This window comes from Candidatus Protochlamydia amoebophila UWE25 (assembly GCF_000011565.2).
Lineage (GTDB): Bacteria > Chlamydiota > Chlamydiia > Chlamydiales > Parachlamydiaceae > Protochlamydia > Protochlamydia amoebophila.
Genome location: NC_005861.2, coordinates 404,524 through 422,255, shown reverse-complemented (window position 1 = coordinate 422,255; position 17,732 = coordinate 404,524). Strand labels below are relative to the sequence as shown.

Sequence of the window (17,732 nt, the reverse complement as noted above, 5' to 3'; positions counted from 1 at the left end):
TTATTCCTCTGCCTGATTCAAAACATGACGATTTTTTCGATAATGATTTAAATCAATTTTTGCAGGATCAAATATTTCTCCTATCCATTCATTATAATTGTTTGCGAGGTAAGAAGAAATAGAATAATAATAGTCTGGGTACTTTTTTTTGATCCATTGATCAATCTTCCAAGCGACCTGCTCTAAATCTTTTTTATAAAATTTTCGTTGCTTAATCAGATCATCCCGTGTCAATTTGCCGGCATCTAAATGAAAAGGGTTTTCTCCAATAAATCCTGTGTTATCGATCACAGAATGATCTCGATCATAAATCCCTTTTTGATACTCTTGCATATACATAGTAAAAATTTTTGAGATAGCTTGTTTTGCCTTTTCTTGATTTCCTTGTTCTAATAAACTCGTTAGATGATTACCAAGTGTCTCCCCTTTACGTTGAATTAAAAAAGCGACAGAATCTAAATCTACTTTATGAATAATCCCCATTTTATCCTCGAGAGTTACCTTATAATTCAAAAAATTTGTAGGTAATAAATGGAGATAAATTAAACCTGATTCAAGTTTGTTTTGTTGATATGCAATATCATAACCATTAAACACACTCATCAATTTTTTTTGCTTGCGCTGAAGATAAAGCTGTTTGTAGTGATTAAAAGGTGGTAAGGAAGGAAGAAGTTTTACTAAAAAATGTGGTTTAAAATTTTTAAATTTAAAAAATTTTAGAACATATTGGTGATCTGCACTAACAAAGGCATAAGACTGAGCTCCTTTGCCAAGATAAGTATATTTTTGATCTAATATAGCTTTCAAAGACTTTTTTTCATGTTCCGATAAATTGGATGTCTTCCAGAAAGGTGTAAAATCTAACTGATGAGTGATATGAGCAATTCGAAAACCATCAGTTAAAGAATTGTAAAAGTAGATTCCAAGAAAGCTGAGAAGGAAAATTAAAAAGACAACAAACCATTTATTTAAAAACATTTATTTTCTCTATTAAATTTTATTTATTTTTGTTTTGCAAAATTATAAACGAAATTTAATTTTATTAAATATTTATTTACCAAACAAAGCTGCAGCTCCTTTTTTTGAAGTTTTTGCTTGCTTTTGCAAAGAATAGGTTGGCTTTTTTAGATTCCCTTGAACAGAGACAGTAAATAATTCAGCAATTTTAAAAATCAGATTATATTGTTTCATTCGAATCAAAATAGATAATTTTCCATCCAAATCTATCCAGGAAGGCCTTTCATGATTAACCAAGTAAAATTTAGATCCTCTTCCTTCGCTATAAACATCTTTAAGTCGAGTCAAATAAAGGCGATTGCCGTACATCTTAAAGAAAATTGTTCCGTTCACTGGGTTTAATACCTGTGGATCTAAACCGAGTCTTAAGATGATCTCAGCTGGAATTGCTAAAAGAGGAGTATGAACAACATTTTTAGGTGATGAATTCAGAAAATGAAAACGACCTTCGGCTTGCCAAGTTGAGACATCACCTAAGTAACCTTGAAATCCTTCTAAATCTAATCTTTTGACTAACAAAGATTTAAATTTATGTGCAAATGTCACTGTTTGTACTTCTTCTTTTAACAAAGCCGGTTTGAAATTTTTTACAGACAGTTGAGGAAGGCAAAATTGCCACACATTATTTTTATTTTGAAATACTGTTAACTTGGAGCATTGAAAAATACCTGCAGGATCTTCTATGCGAAATTGACTGATTTCTAATTTTTTAGGTTGATAGTTAATGATGGCTTCAACTTGCTTAAAAATAAATCCTTTTAAAATCGCTTCATCAGCAGTTAGTTTCCCTTGAAAATAAAATGACTCTAATAAAGATGGGCCTCCTTTTTTATTTAACCAATAATGACCAACCATTTTATACTGAGGGCCCAGCATAAGTTTTTGGATTTTTTTAGATATATCATAAGTTAGTAAAGGATCGATTAAGTTAAAATTTAAGCCAATTGTTCCTTTTAGAGCAAACCATTGCGAAGAAGACTCTTCACAAACTTCTACAAGGTTTACATCTAATCCACAAAAATGTCCCTTTATTTTTTGAATATGAAATTCTTTGTTTTTATTTCGATTCCAAGAAATTTTCAAAGGGAAACAAGTCACTTTTTCATCAACGAAAAAACATTCTCCTTGATTAAGCTTTGGCCAAACAGCCGTCCCTTTAATTTGAAATGCACATCTCTCTTGTTGGGTGTCTGCGGAAAATGTCAACAAGTTGTTATCAATTATAAATTGAGTATTTTTTAAATCATATAACTGGCTATTTAAGAAATAAGCCCCATTTTCTAGATTCACTTGAAATTTTTGACGAGAAGGGCTCATTTTAAAAGCACATTTCCCAACTAAATTGCCTTCTTGCTTACAATTTGATAGCAGTTCTAAACTATTTTCCTCGATAAAATCAGGAAAATGACGATATAAAATGGCAGAAAGTTCTTTCAAAGTCTGAGAAGGAAAAAGAAAATCACACTGTTCGCATGTCCAATCTTTTTTTATTGGATTGAAATAAAGCATTTTAAAATTACATTCAGCCAATTGTCGAAATTGTCGATTCAAGTTGATAGGAAGTTCGTGAATGAGAATTTCATTTTCTTCTAAAAAATCGATCTGAATCGGTCGATTAATTTCAAAAGAACAATTACGAACAGAAAGTGCTCTTGCCGTGCCTTTTAAATATCCCATCATCGAATGACAATATGAGTCAGATAGAAGATCGAACTTAAGCTTTCCTTTTAGCTGTAACTGTCCTCGAGGGTTCCAATTAATAGCAAAATTTTTACAAATAGACCATTGCTCTATTCTTTCTAAATTAAGCTCTAATAAGTTCACTTGAAGATTTAACAACCCCTTATCAGGAATAAATTCTCCTTCTAAACCCAAAACGGTGGATTCAGAATCATTTAATCCAAAAAAATTAATTTTCCATCTGTCCTCTAGTTGTAAAAAATCAACAGATAAATGGATATTATCCCATTGAATTTGATCAATGGTCCATCGCCGGTTAGCTAACTTTCCTGCCAGAAAAGCTTTATGAACTGGACGAGAGATAGAATGTATAGAATTACTTTCTAGTTGATAAGAAAAGCTATTTTCTGACTTATCATAATGCCAACTAAAATCTGCTACCCCTTCGACAGGTTCTAATTGATCTATTTTAGCAATGAAAGAAGCTGGTAAAAAAAACAATCCTGATTTTTTAAATAAACATAAATTTTTTATAAGGGGATGAATTTTAAAATGAGATGCAAACTCAAAAGAAGATAAATGTCCCTCTGATGAAAATTCACATTGAAATTTTTCTGGGTAAATATGACCCAAATGCGATAAATCAGGATTGATAACAATCTGTTTACCTCCCCCTATTGTTTCTCGAGTGATAGCAACTAAACGGGCTAGTTCATCTTGCTCTTTTTTCACACAAATGTCTAAATCAATATCAATATAGGATTTATTTAAATTTTTTAGAGAGAGATGATGCCCGTTTAAATCGCATTCTTGAACTACTTTTGGTCTTCCAATGAGTAATGTCCCTTGAATATCAGAGAGAGTTAAACAAGATTCAGAATGCAAATAATCTACATCAGCATAAAGTCCTTTTAAAGATAAATTTTCTTTTTCGAAAGGAAAATACCCATCTAGTAAAGCTCCATTAGCTCTTGCAAATAGATGATAATCATTTGGGAAAAATTCAAATTTTAAAAATAATCCTTCCCCTTTCCCTATTAATTCTCCATCAATTCTCATTTTTGTAACAGGGGAAGAAATATGAAGCATTTCTAAAACATGCTGTATTTGAGAAATTTTACCACTGAAAATCGGACAATGAATTTTTAAATTAAATACTTCTGGGGCTGGATCTTCATAATCTAATGCCAAACAGCCAGCGAATTGAATATCCTGACACTCTCCTTCTAAAGAATGAATATGAATTGTTTGATTTTTAAATAAGACCTTACCTTGGATATTGTCAAAATGTAGCCCAGTATTTTTGTCTAAATAGGTAGCACATCGAACAGGAAGCATTCCTCGATGATGTAACGACCTGAAATTGAGCTCATGAAAACCTAAAAGTTTTCCAGGGACCGATGAATGTAATTGCTTAGATTCAATTAATAAATTTTCATTTTCAATCACTAATTGATCGATATCATAATTAATTGTCAGAAATTCTTGATTAATAGAACCTTTGACTTCAGCATTTCCTCTTACTTCTACAGAAGCTGGCTTGAATATAAAAGGCGCAACATATTCTTCAAGATCGACATTATGAGCATAAAACCAACCAAGCGGGGCAAATTCCCGTTCAGGATAATCAGCAATTTTTTTTAATTCTCCTCCAAAATGAATAAGCTGCGCATTTTCAGGGTTTTTCTGCCAAATGTTAGCAATACCTGTTAAATCGACATTTGAAGCTTGTTTCTTGATATCAGCTACAATAGCTAACTGATGATGATTTAAATGATTGTGAATTCCTTGTTTCAAATGTTGAGGAAAAAATTTTGCTAGATCTTGCATTTCTCCATTTAAATTGATTTTAATAAGGTTCTCCTCTTCTCCCCACTCAATATCCATGTCTCCTTGAAGACCTGCAAATTGCAGGGATGCCAAAGCATGAGGAATAAGCCCTTTGACTACTTTTAAATGTGTCTGAATAGACGTCAAAGAAGGAACTTGATCTAAACCTAATAATTGAATATTTCCATTATCAATATGCAATTCGGTATTAATGGTTCGCCATATTTCTGGGACCAAGGGCTGAATAGATCCATTACCTTTTGCATGTTTCAGAGAAAATTCAGCATTAAAATTAGAAAGTTTAAACTTCAAATCATCTACTTGAAGATGGTTAAATTGAATGTTTTCTAGATTTTTTTTAATGAGATGTGCTTCAAGAGTAGCCTGAAAAATCCCACTTTTTAATTCAATATTTGAAAGTTTAGGCCAGTACATACTCAAAATTCTTTGTATGAAACCAAACTCCACATGCGAAAGATTTGTTAACTTAATTTCAATTTTTTTAGGATCTTGAGATAATTCATCCAAAAAAAAATAGACATGACCTTCTTGTTGGCTGGGAGAACGACAAAATAAATCCAGCTTGAAATTTAGGTGGCGTCGGGAATTTAAATTCGCTTCACCAATGAGATTGAAATCACATTGTTCTTGTTGATAAAGACCATTCGCTTTTAAATCAACAACCATTTTTTCTAAACTATCGATAGAGATACGCCCTAGAATGTGGTTTATAGACCAATTGTCAATCTGCTTTGACTGGTAATTTAAGTGAGCGGGCTTTAAAAACTCAACATGACCAACGGTTGTTAAGACGTCTTCCTCTTTATTAGGATGACTATTTTTTTCTAGATGTAACCAGGCTCGTTGAATATTTCCTTTTAAATTAGCTGTAATGTCTGTAAACGCTAATTGATCAATATACAAATCTCCTGTTAAGTAAGGACGTGAATAAGGAACAAAAATTGCTTCTATTTTTCCATCTAAAATTCCTGAGCAGACTTGCCAATGATTCAATCCTTTCCATACCGTCTTAGCTAAAGAAAATAAACTAGTCGCCTCAATTTCATGACATTGCAAGTTAATTTGCATGAAATTTGAGTGATTTAAAGTTTCTAAAATTAAATAGTTATTATTTTTTTCTGAATCTTGAAAATAAGCTTTAACATATCCACCGTCTTTTTGATTGAATGCTAAATCAAATTGCATTTGATGCGTTAATTGAGAAGAGTTCCAAATCAAAGCTCCTTGATTAATCTTCAGATTTGCTTGGAGATTAATCCAGGTTGTTTTTTCAGTCCATGAACGCAATCGAGATAATTGGTTATCTTGTTTTTCTTTTAACCTATAATTTGGTTGATCCAGAGTGATAAAAAAATTAACTTGTCTATTCCAAAGATCTAAATTGTAATCTAAGACCATTTTATCAGCTGAAAACTGATCGTCTTCTGTATGTAACTCAAGCAAAACAATTTGATTTTTATGTAAAATAAATTTTTTAAACTGAAGCGGGGTTTCAAAATAACGCGCAGAATAATTTTGAATCATCCATTTTAAAATGGATGATTCAATCGTTTGATAAAACAAAACTATCCCTACCACACAAGCGACGAATGTAATAAGGCAGACTTTTTTAAACATACTTTAAAACTCAAAAACTTAGAATTTTCCAAAAAGGAAAACTTGCGTTCAAGTGACTGAAAAAAAGGTTATTGTAACTTATTTACCACTAACACTCAATAGAGCTTGATCAAATGCAGGAAACAATTGTTTACAAAAGATAAAAAAATTGAAGGGAAAGTTCACATTCCATATTGTTGAATGTAATAGCAAATAGCAACAGCAAAGAAAGCATATGAATTTACCACCAAAAAAATTGGTTATTGGTCCTCACACAGTTTGTCTAAGTTGGAATGAAAATTTACCAGTTGTTAAATATCAGAATCGAATTTATCCTCACATCTGGCTTTTAGTGGAAGCATTACCCGAACTTTCAGACCCTCTCCATTTAGTTTCTTTTGCACAACTTTCAAACTTTTTGTGGAAAGGAGGAGAGTTTGAATATATTGAATGTATTAAAACATATCAAAATAGTTACAAAGAGCGCATTGGACTCGAACGCGCTCAACCCACTATTTTTTTTGAACATCGCTTAACAGATTATAAAATCTTTGATGTTTCTATCATGCACAAACCTAAAATTGAATCGAATCAACTTGTTTATTTTGCTTATCAAGTTTCCACAGGTCTTCCGTATAGAGTCGTCTGCCCTTTTCCTTATAAATCTACCACCGCAACTATCCACTATCAAATTTTGCCTATTATTGAATAAATTCATCCCAAAAATAAATTTCCATCATTCAAAAATTTTAACAAATAAGAATTTTTAAAGATTTTTTACGATCTAATATAACACGAAAAATAATCGTTACAATTTTCGTATTGCTGTTCATTATTTTTTTATTTGCAAGATCCAGCTAATTTGATAGCCTGACACAAAGTACAATAGAAGTTTTGAAACTCAAAACACACCAATGTATGCAATCTAAAAACAATTTTTATACTTATATTGTTAAAGATTAGAAGGATGCGCGAATGCTAAGACGACTGTTAGATTATCAACTTTCTTTGACCGAAAAAGGAAAACCCCTACATAAGTTACGTCCTTTAATTGAAGCGACAGATACCTTTTTATACGAAGCTCCTTTAAATACGAAGAAAGGACCTCATATCCGCGATGCAGTAGATATTAAGCGTTGGATGATGATCGTCATTTTTTCTCTCATTCCTTGTCTCTTAGTGGCAATTTGGAATACAGGTTTGCAAAATTTCATTTATACAAGTGGTGATTTTAAACTGATGAATGAATATTTATCAGGATCTAATTCTTTACAAGGCTACATAGACTTCGCTTTGAAAGATAATCGTTTTTTAACCATTATCAAAATAGGGCTGACAACATTACTTCCCATTATCCTTATTTCATATGCCGTGGGTGGATTATGTGAAGCTTTATTTGCTATTCTAAGAGGTCATGAAATCACAGAAGGACTTCTAGTCACGGGTATTCTATACGCATTAATCCTTCCTCCTACAATCCCTTATTGGATGGTGGCAGTCGGGGTAGCAGCAGGAGTCATTTTAGGAAAAGAAGTCTTTGGTGGTTCGGGTATGAATATCGTAAATCCCGCTCTTGCTTGCCGAGCTTTTTTATTCTTCACCTTTCCTGGAAAAATGTCCGGTGATGTTTGGGTTGGAACAAATCCTACATTGGTACGTGAAAGTTTACTTAAAATGAATCATGATGCTCACACAGGAAGTTTAGATGGCTATAGTCAAGCGACTCATCTTGCTCGATTTAATGTAACTCCAGAGATCAAACGCATTCATGTAGACGCCATTGCTTCCAATGATTTAGGAAATCAAGTCCATTCCTTCCCTATCATTGAAAAACAATTTAATCAATGGAAAGAAGTCGGACAACATCAAGCCACTTTAACACAACTCGAATCTGATCAACTTAGACAATTTGTTACATCCCCTCTTCAGGATGGAGGATTAGGATTAGCATCAGGAAATTATGAAGATGCCTATCATTTTGCCTCCTTAAACTACGGTCTTGGACATAATAGTGACTGGCATTGCTTTTTAGGTGATAAATTAGGTTGCATGGGAGAAACCTCTGTTTTCGCCTGCATTTTAGGAGCTATTCTCCTAATTTGGACAGGAGTAGGTTCTTGGCGTACTATGGTAGGTATGACATTGGGAGCTTTTATGACAGCATTACTCTTTGAATTTGGTACACGTCTATTAGGAGCTGAGGGAGGAGCATGGAATCCAGCTGCTTTTACATTTCCGGCCTATAAACATTTGCTTTTAGGTGGATTAGCTTTTGGGATCGTTTTCATGGCTACAGACCCTGTATCTTCGCCTTCTAGAAAGTTAGCTAAATGGATTTATGGAGCATTTGCTGGAATGATTGCCATTGTCATTCGAACTATTAATCCCGCTTATCCTGAAGGAGTTATGCTAGCGATCTTAATGGCTAACGTATTTGCTCCCTTAATCGATTATTATGTAGTCCAATATGAAAGGAACAGGAGTTTACGACGTGTCAGAGCCTAATCAAAAACTTCGAATGAGCCAAAATCAATATACGCTCATTTTCATGGTTATCTTAAGTTTGGTCTGTGCATTGATCTTGTCAGTACTAGCTAGTTCTTTAAAAGGCCCTCAAGAACTTTCTAAAGAATTAGATCGAAGCAAACAAATGCTTATTGCTGCTCGAATCATTAGCCCTTATGGATATTTTTTAATACAAAACGAGAAAGGTGAATTTCTTCCTGCTAAATTCGTAACAGGAGGAAGTTTAGAACAAATTGATCGCGAAATCATCCCTACTGGAGAACAGATTTTAGAAATTTATAAAAATCGCATTCAACCGTTTTTAACTAATTCTAAAGGGGAAATAACAACTTTCCAAGAAGCTAAAATTGACGAATCTCAATATGTGGCTCAATACCGTAAAACAGGATACTATAGACAACCATGGAAATTGATTTACAAAATTTTCCCCAACAAAAAAAATTCTAAAGATATAGATGAAAACTCTCCGATTGAAGGTTATGTAATTCCGGTGAACGGAATGGGACTTTGGGATGCAATTTATGGCTATTTAGCCATTAAGCCAGACGGAAATACAGTCATTGGAATTTCTTGGTATGATCAAAAAGAAACTCCTGGTTTAGGAGCAAATATTGCGGATGCTCCTTGGCAAAGCCAATTTCCAGGTAAGCACATTTTTCAAGAAAGTGCTGATGGAAAAACAGATTTTCAAACCGCAACACTTGGAATTACTGTTGTTAAAGGAAAAGTCAGCGAAGTCCTGGGAAATTCGCCCAAAGCTTTAAGTGCAGTAGATGGTATGGCTGGAGCCACACTAACCGGTAATGGAGTTACAAACGCATATAAAAATGTCTTAGCAGCTTACAGGCCTTTTTTAATTAAATCTCAAGATAAATTTGCTAAAATTCAATCACAATAAAGGGAATTCATGAGCCAGCCCGAACCTCCAGTTTCGAGTTATTTTACCTCGCAAATTTGGTCTAGTAACCAAGTTTTAGTAGCTGTTTTGGGAATTTGTTCTGCCTTAGCGATTACCAATCGATTAAGTGTTGCCATTACGATGGGGCTTTCAGTATCATTTGTCACAGCTTTTTCCTCTCTTTTTGTTTCCTTACTGAGAAAAATTACTCCAGACAGTGTTCGCATGATCGTTCAATTAGCAATTATTTCCGTTTTTGTCATTATTATTGATCAGTTTTTACAAGCTTATTTTTTTGGTATTTCTAAAGTTTTAAGTGTATTTGTTGGATTAATTATTACAAATTGCATTGTGATGGGAAGAACAGAAGGAATGGCGAAAAATGTAGGGCCTTTAGCAGCTTTTTTAGACGGGTTAGGTGCTGGAACGGGCTATGCCATTGTCTTATTCATTATTGCTTTTATTAGAGAATTATTTGGATTTGGCCAACTATTTGGTTATCAAGTTATCCCTCAATCATGGTATGCCACAGCAGCAAATCCTGACGGCTATGAAAACTTTGTTCTAATGGTTAGTCCTCCGGCAGCTTTTTTTCTGATCGGTGGTCTCATTTACGTATCTAAAAAAATGCAAGGTAATGCTTAATACCATTTATTGAAAAGAGGAGACTTTGTCATGTGGATGGGACCCTACAGCGTGCTAAACCTTTTTGGTTTGTTATTACAAGCTGTATTTATTGAGAACTTTTTACTTGTCAATTTCTTAGGAATGTGTACCTATTTAGCCTGTTCTAATAAGCTAAAAACAGCTAATGGATTGGGTATCGCTGTTGTTTTTGTATTGACAGTTTCTGGAGTTTTAAATTGGTTTGTGCATCGTTTTGTGACAGGCCCGGGAGCTTTAACCTGGCTAAGTGCATTCGGAATAGATAGTTCTCAAGTCAATCTCGGTTTTTTGGAGTTTCTACTATTTATCTCTGTGATTGCAGGTTTTACACAAATCCTCGAAATCATCATTGAAAAAGTCTCTCCCGCCCTTTATATGTCGCTTGGACTCTATCTTCCTCTCATTGCAGTCAATTGTGCGATTTTAGGAGCTTGCTTATTTGCAGTGACTCGAGATTATCCTTTTTTCCCTAACCTTATTTACGTCTTTGGTTCAGCTGTAGGCTGGTGGCTTGCCATTGCTTTGATTGCAGCTATTCGAGAAAAAATAGCGATATCTAATGTGGTTCCCGAATTAAAAGGAATGGGGATTACTTTTATCATGTCAGGATTAATGTCTATGGCATTTATGGGGTTTACTGGTATCAAGCTTGCTGATCCTTCGCCACCAGAAGCTACTTCTGAACAACCTTTAAAAGAATTGGCGTTATCGGATGATTCTTCCTCTCAGGAAACATTGACGTTAAGCAAATAAGAATTATCTTAAAAACAGTCCAAAGGATTATTCGTCATTTTTTACAAAAAATTGCCTAAATATTCTTTCAAATTATGCCGAAGGCAAAAGTTTTCATCATAAGAGCTACTTTGTAAGTAACGCTTCTTTTAAAGCTTTTTTTAAATAAATTTAGTTTCTTGCTCCGTAATAGACGGAATGCCGAAAACGCTATGAGATCCAGCCAGAAGCAATTAATAATGCTGCTAGAGGATCTATCGATTTATCGTAAGCTTTTTTATAACAAGCATACCATCCTTCATAAAACCAAAACATCTTGCCAAAGTACCAATTAAATTGATTTTCTGCAGAACCGTCAAAGAAATGAATTTTATATAAAAATTATGATTTTAATAAAAAAATGCACATCAAATTTTTGTTATTAAAAAATATTTAATTAATTTAATCTGTTTTTTGCAGGTTTTGACTTTATTCCGCCTAAAAGTAAAATGCTTCTTAAGTTAGCTAACTGTTAAACTTAAAAACATTTAAGCTTGACTACAAAAAAATGACCAATTTTTACAATGTCCAAAATTAATTGGAGGAAATTATGATAAATAATGTTTTTAACTCTTTTATAGAGCTTTGTAAAGATTTTCAGGTTAGTGAACAAAGTCTTTCTTCCGTTTCCGATTCAGTTGCAGAAGAAGCAGGTCAAAAATTTTTTAAAAACATTGGTTCTCCTTCTTGTCATTATCAAGCAAAATTTCTGAGCGAAATATCAGCTCAAATTCCTACCCACCTTAGCTTAAGCCTTTATAAATTTTATTTTTATCAAATTAAAGATATTTCTGATCCAACAGATCCTACGATATTAATACAACTTAATCAAATTACTCAACTTGCCGATAAAGCAATTCACGATTATCAAGAATGCATTAAATTAATGGAAAAGGGCATGGGCCGAGAAATGTTTAGATTTTTACCAATGTCAATGTTAAATTATTTGTATGGACCTGAATTTGTGAAAATAACGATTGAATCAGACCTAAATTGTCAATTGGAAGAATTGATAGACCTCTTTATAAGTCATGTGCCTGAAACGAAGTTGGAAAATTTTCGCTTAGTCATCCAAAAAATGCGTAACATTGATTTACCATTTGATTTATATGCTATAGATGATTGTGAGCAGAAAACGCGAACGATAATCCCCGTTGAAATTTTTGCGAGAGTTCATCATCGTGCAATAGAAGACATAAAGCGTTTATTTCAACACCACACTGATAATTTCTTAGAAAAAGTTTTAATTGCCAGAGATTTAGAGACAATCGAGCTTTTCCAAAAAAATACAGAAAGAGTTAAAAGCTTATGAATAATATCAATTCTTGTGATTCTAGCACTATTGTTGAGCCTTGCTACACTTGTAAACGTTTTGAATTTGATGATCCAAAAGATTATCAAAAACAATTGATCCGAACAATTATCCGGGTACTCGTACCTATTGATAGAATAGGTAAATGGAGTTGGTATTTGGTCAAAATATATAGCATTGCCCGACCTATCTTTAAAATCTTATTTCAAATATTTGAATTTATCAACCGATGTGCTTGTTTGTTAGCAAAAGGGCTTATCTCAATAAAAACTAAATTAGTCGGAATCGATCTCCATATACATTTATTTACAGTTGTTAACGTTCAACAACCTTGTTGTTCACACATAGCACATCGTTATACCGAAAATGCTTTATCAGTTTAGACAAAAAATGATATCTATTCTAAGGTAAAATATTGTTTCCCCTATTTTCATCTTTTTGATGATAAAAAGTGTATACTAATAAAATTTAACCAAGCTAAAAACTGCTTTGACATTTGTCAAAAAAACCTTTGAATTTTATAAGTATTTTTTTTTCCGTAGTCGATTACGATAAAATTCATTCCTTTATTTTTCATTTCATCCAAGCCTTACTTCTGAAAAACACCGTAAAAAGCTTTGCAGCTAACAAATTAATCGCCTTCTTGTTTAACCACTAAGATTTTTCAAGCCTTACTTGCTTTTATAGTTAATTGAATTTAATCGTGCATATAGATATAGTTTGAGTTAAAAAGTTATGGCATATTCCAAAGTTTTAAGGCAAAAAGCACTCAACTATTTAGAAACTGGACATTCTGCAAAAGAAGTCAGACAAGTTTTCGGTATAGCGTTAAGAACAGTGTTTAACTGGCTGAAACGCCAAAGAAATGGATGTTTAGAAGATAAACCAAGAAAAAGACACCCCATTAAAATTGATAATGACCAACTAAAGAGCTATATTAAAAAATATCCTGATAGTTATTTGAAAGAGATAGCGAAAGAATTTAATGTAGATCCTTCCTCTATATTCTATGCTTGTAAAAGGCTTAAAATCACTTTAAAAAAAGGCCTTATTTTACAAAGAAAGAGATTAGAAAAAACGTGAGGAGTTTAAAAAAGAATTAGAAAAGATAGCAGAAGAAGATTGTGTTTATCTTGATGAAAGTGGAATCAATGAGTATCTACAACGTCTTGAAGTTTTCTGGGCAAATTTTAAACAATTAGCCCGGTTAAGTTTAAACAAATTATCAAACCTTGCAAAAGCCAATAATTATTCTTTTTGTCAAATATGCACTTACGTGCACAATTAAATTCAATTACATATAATTTAAATTATTCTCTTCTTTGTGCAATTTCTGGCTAATTTTGAACCTCAGTTTTCGTTTTTAGCATTTGTGCTTCATTACAAAATTGCAGTAAATGAAATGACTGAGCATTTATTCAAAATAGTTTTCATTCAAGATTCGTTTAGAGTTAATCGTAGTGAACCAACTTCTTTCTAGTTTTTAATGATTTATTCTTTTGAATAATTTTTTTTCTGAGCTGTTTCGCTTTGTTTGATTAAATAGCATGGATTTTTTCATTATATTATTTTTTTTATAATGCAATACTATAGAGAAAAAACCCCTTTTTAGAATATTTGAAAGATGCTTTTTATATTAAAATGGTAATTTAAATAAAAAAATGCGCATCATTTTTTTTTATTAAAAAATATTTGATTAATCTAATCTGTTTTCTGCAGGTTTTGATTTTACTGCGGATAAAAGTAAAATGCTTTTTAAATTTGATAACAGTTAAAATAAAAAAGACATTTAAGCTTAGCTCAAAAAAAACGTTGAATTTTAAATTAGTAAATAGAGGAGGTAATTATGACAATCAATCTTTGTATCGATTTTTGTAACTCGTATATAGAGCTTTGTAAAGATGTTCAAATCGATGAATCAGGCTTTCCTTCCTCCCCTCCTTCTACGGTCGACGCTGCCGCACAGAAATTTTTCAATAAAATAGGTTCCCCACCCTCTTCTTTTTGTAAAATGAAATTTTTGGCTGATATATCGACGCAACTTCCCATCTACCTTAGTTTTGGCCTTTACAAATTTTATTTTTATCAATGCAAAGAAATTTCCTACTTAAAAGATGTTAACGCATTATCAATACAACTTGACAAAACTAAACAAATTGCGGATAAAGCTATTAAAGAGTACCAAGAATGTATTAAATTAGTGGAAACAGGCGTGTATAGAGAGCTACTCAATTTTTTTCCAGCTTTTATGTTAGATTGTTTTTATGGAAAGGAATTTGTAAACCTAACAACAATAATCGAAGCAGATTTACTTCCTTCGCCAAAGGAATATGCGAATTACTTTCTTAATCAACTACCTAAAACAAAGCTAGAAAATTTCCGTTTAGTCTCCGAAAAAGAACGTAATATTGGTTTAACATATGACTCATGGACTATCATTGATAGTGAACAAAAGAGCGAAATAACAATACCAGCTGAAATTTTTGCGAAAGTTCATTATCGTGCGATGAAAGATATACCTGATCTCTTTCGTCAATATGCTGATACTCCCTTTTATCAAAATTTGGTTGACAATCATTTTAAAACATGGGAAATTTTGAAAATTCATCGTAAAAGGGTAGAAGCGTATGAACAACATCAATCCATATAGTTCTAACACTATACCCCCTGATTCCCTATCACCACAACTATCAAATCTTATAGTTTTTAAAAGACCTCGCTTGAATCAGGAAATTGCTCAAGAAAAACTTCTTTTGTTAAAGTTAGTCACTATTTCCCAACCTATCTTCGAAATTTGCCGTGCTAACCAAGAAATTGCTCAAGAAAAACCTTTTTGGTTAAAGATAATCGCTATTGCCCAGCCTATTTTTAAAATCTTATTTCAAATATTTGAATTTATCAACCGATGCGTCTGTTTCTTGGCAAAAGGGCTTATTTCAATGAAAACTAAATTAACAGGAATTGATCTCCATATTCATTTATTTACAGTCGTTAATGTTCAACAACCTTGTTGTTTACACATGATAAATCGTTATTCCGAAAATGCTTTGTCAGTTTAGGCAAAAAAATGATATCTATTCTAAGATAAAATATTGTTTCCTCTATTTCCATCTTTTTGAGGATGGGAAAAAGCATATTATTAGACTGTAATCATTTAACCTTTTTGACGCGCATGAAAATAGCGCTTAAACCTCATAAGCATTTTTTCTTTATTTTTATAAACCCAATATCCTGGAACTGGAAATACCCTTTGAAATATCGCACTTTTTGTTGATCTCTTCCATTAATCGCTTAAATTTTTCTGCTTCTTGAATCCAATATTTCAATTTGTGTCTTTGTTTTAGTTCTTTTACATTTTTTCAAATTCCTTGCACATCTTACTTTGGCTAGCTGATTTGATTACTTGTGTATCCCTTCTATTTCTTCTTGTGTAAGCTCTTTGCCAGCTTTAAATGCTTGTGCAAGCTAGTTGTCGTCTTGCCTAAGTACTCTAGTTTCTTGTTTGATAATTTCCATTTCCTCATAGCAGCTTTGGCTAAGGGCAATAAAATCAGCATCAATCCAAAACTCAGGTTATTTATCGTGTCAAAATCGTGTTTTGTATAGTAAGTTTATCTTGGATAACTCAAAACTAAATTAGTTTGTCTGAAATCAAATCTTATGACTTTAGAACAAATTTTTTATTTTAACGAATATAACAAGTATTTAGAAAAAATTGGATTTGTTTGCTGAAAATAAAAGGAATTAGTGTAAAGGTTTTATTTATAGGTTGCAAAAATGATTGAGGAGTGTAAATAAAATTTTGTTTTTCCCATCTTTCTTAAACTTCGAATAAAGCAAAAAAACTTTCTTTTGTATTCAAAAAAAATTATTTACAAACCGATTTTTTAATAAACAAGCTTTAAATCAACAGAATCTCACCCAAAATCCTTAAATCTTGAAAGGTTTTGATGAGCAATTAACAAATCTTCAACACGGCAAAAATGATAAAATTTTCTGTCGAATAAATTCTTAATCTCAATCTATTTTGTTGAAGAAATTAATTAACAAGAGTATGCCTTTCTTATTCGGAATGACGCGCTTGAAAACTCGGGTTGAATAAATAGAGAGGATAGATGTTCTCCAAATTCGTTAAAATTTTAGCATCATATCCTTTTTTTATATTCTTCGTGTTGAAAACTTTTGGATTTCCTACTCTTTCATTTTTACACGCCGAAGTAGATGAAAATAGGGAAAGCAATCTCCCCATTTTAGACTTGAATCAGGCCGTATATCGCGTTTTAACCGCTTCACCTTCTCTACAAATTGCCAAAAAAGAATCCTCTGCTAAATACTCTTCAGTTAAACAAGCCCAGCTCGCTCCTAGTCCCGTTCTGAGCTATGAAGTCGAAAACTTCTCTGGTCGACGCACCTGGAAAGGTTGGAATCATCGAGAAGAGAGCTATATTTGGTCTCAATTATTTGAAACTGGGGATAAACGGCAAATACGAACGCAAGCTGCATCTTATCGCTATTACGCAGCTATGGTGGGTTATGATATTTCAAAACTTGTCCTGCTAAACCGTCTTCATCGCGCTTTCATACAAGTAGCTGCCAACCAGGAACTTTTAAAAAACGCAATTCAACAATCACAAATTGCTAAAGAAATGCTAGACATTGCCACAAAAAAAGTGGAGGCTGGTAAAGTTTCTTTAATCCAACAAAATAAAGCACAAGTGGCTTATTCTCTAACATTAATTAACTCTGAAAAAGCTCAAATAGATTTAAAAAATGCCAAACGAAGATTATCTTTGCTTTGGGCTGAAACGTGTCCTGACTTTAAAACCGTCTTATTTCCCTTTTTTGACCTCGAAATGCCGAAAGAACTTCAAACTTACATTGAAGATCTTTGCAATCAACCAGAAATTACTCAACTGCTCTATCAATTTCAAAATGCAAAACATCATTGGCGATTGGAAAAAGCGAATCGTATTCCTGATGTGACTATGCAAGTAGGATATAAAATCAATTATGAAGAAAAAAATCAGGGATTAATTGCCGGAGTATCCATCCCTATTCCCATTTTTAACCAAAATCAAGGCAACATCTCAGAAGCCTATTTTGAAATGTTAAAAGTTGATGAACAGAAAAGATTGCTAGCCCTTACTCTCCAGTCTAAATTGTCTATTATTCATGAAGAATTTAATCGCTCTTACTTAGAAGCCCAAGAAATACAAAGCAAAACTCTTCCTTTAGCGAAACAAGCTTTTGAACTAGCGCATAAAGGATATTTAGAAGGAAAATTCGAATATTTGGACGTATTAGATGCTCAAAGAACATTGTTTGAAATCACAGAAAACTATATTCAAACATTAATCAATTACCACACCAAACGTGCCGATATGGACTATTTAAACAGTCAACTGGATTAACTTT

At 32.7% G+C, this 17,732-nt stretch carries 13 protein-coding genes; 11 read left to right on the top strand and 2 right to left on the bottom strand.

The window, feature by feature from the left end:
* On the bottom strand, nt 1–978 hold the full coding sequence (locus tag PC_RS01470; RefSeq protein WP_011174854.1) for a hypothetical protein: 978 nt from the start codon (nt 976–978) through the stop codon (nt 1–3).
* Nucleotides 979–1,050: 72 nt separating this feature from the next.
* Entirely contained in the window at nt 1,051–6,165 is a 5,115-nt protein-coding gene (locus PC_RS01465) for a hypothetical protein (RefSeq protein WP_011174853.1), read from the bottom strand.
* Nucleotides 6,166–6,379: 214 nt separating this feature from the next.
* Between PC_RS01465 and PC_RS01460 the strand changes: the two genes are divergently transcribed.
* From PC_RS01460 to PC_RS01410, 11 genes are all read left to right on the top strand, one after another.
* Entirely contained in the window at nt 6,380–6,856 is a 477-nt protein-coding gene (locus tag PC_RS01460) for a hypothetical protein (RefSeq protein WP_011174852.1), read from the top strand.
* Nucleotides 6,857–7,119: 263 nt separating this feature from the next.
* Complete coding sequence (locus tag PC_RS01455) at nt 7,120–8,649, top strand: Na(+)-transporting NADH-quinone reductase subunit B (RefSeq protein ID WP_011174851.1); 1,530 nt, start codon at nt 7,120–7,122, stop codon at nt 8,647–8,649.
* The gene (locus tag PC_RS01450) at nt 8,636–9,568 is read left to right on the top strand and encodes a Na(+)-translocating NADH-quinone reductase subunit C (protein WP_011174850.1); all 933 of its coding nucleotides are present in this window, start codon (nt 8,636–8,638) and stop codon (nt 9,566–9,568) included. Before PC_RS01455 ends, PC_RS01450 begins: the two co-directional genes overlap by 14 nt.
* 9 nt (nt 9,569–9,577) lie before the next feature.
* Nucleotides 9,578–10,213, top strand: coding sequence for an NADH:ubiquinone reductase (Na(+)-transporting) subunit D (locus PC_RS01445; RefSeq protein WP_011174849.1), 636 nt, complete (start codon nt 9,578–9,580; stop codon nt 10,211–10,213).
* Between the two features lie 30 nt (nt 10,214–10,243).
* A complete protein-coding gene (gene nqrE, locus PC_RS01440; RefSeq protein ID WP_011174848.1) occupies nt 10,244–10,987 on the top strand; it encodes an NADH:ubiquinone reductase (Na(+)-transporting) subunit E in 744 nt (247 codons plus the stop codon).
* Between the two features lie 568 nt (nt 10,988–11,555).
* Nucleotides 11,556–12,317 (top strand): hypothetical protein, encoded by a 762-nt coding sequence (locus PC_RS01435; RefSeq protein ID WP_011174847.1) that lies wholly within the window; start codon nt 11,556–11,558, stop codon nt 12,315–12,317.
* Nucleotides 12,314–12,700, top strand: a complete 387-nt coding sequence (locus PC_RS01430) for a hypothetical protein (RefSeq protein WP_011174846.1) — start codon at nt 12,314–12,316, stop codon at nt 12,698–12,700. The genes PC_RS01435 and PC_RS01430 overlap by 4 nt, the downstream gene beginning before the upstream one ends.
* Nucleotides 12,701–13,052: 352 nt before the next feature.
* The gene (locus tag PC_RS01425) at nt 13,053–13,400 is read left to right on the top strand and encodes an IS630 transposase-related protein (protein ID WP_011174845.1); all 348 of its coding nucleotides are present in this window, start codon (nt 13,053–13,055) and stop codon (nt 13,398–13,400) included.
* Between the two features lie 763 nt (nt 13,401–14,163).
* Nucleotides 14,164–14,967 carry a hypothetical protein gene (locus PC_RS01420; RefSeq protein WP_011174844.1) on the top strand — a complete coding sequence of 268 codons (804 nt, stop codon included), beginning with the start codon at nt 14,164–14,166 and terminating at the stop codon, nt 14,965–14,967.
* Nucleotides 14,945–15,376 carry a hypothetical protein gene (locus tag PC_RS01415; protein WP_011174843.1) on the top strand — a complete coding sequence of 144 codons (432 nt, stop codon included), beginning with the start codon at nt 14,945–14,947 and terminating at the stop codon, nt 15,374–15,376. Before PC_RS01420 ends, PC_RS01415 begins: the two co-directional genes overlap by 23 nt.
* Before the next feature lie 1,056 nt (nt 15,377–16,432).
* A complete protein-coding gene (locus tag PC_RS01410; protein ID WP_052278621.1) occupies nt 16,433–17,728 on the top strand; it encodes a TolC family protein in 1,296 nt (431 codons plus the stop codon).
* Nucleotides 17,729–17,732 lie beyond the last annotated feature (4 nt).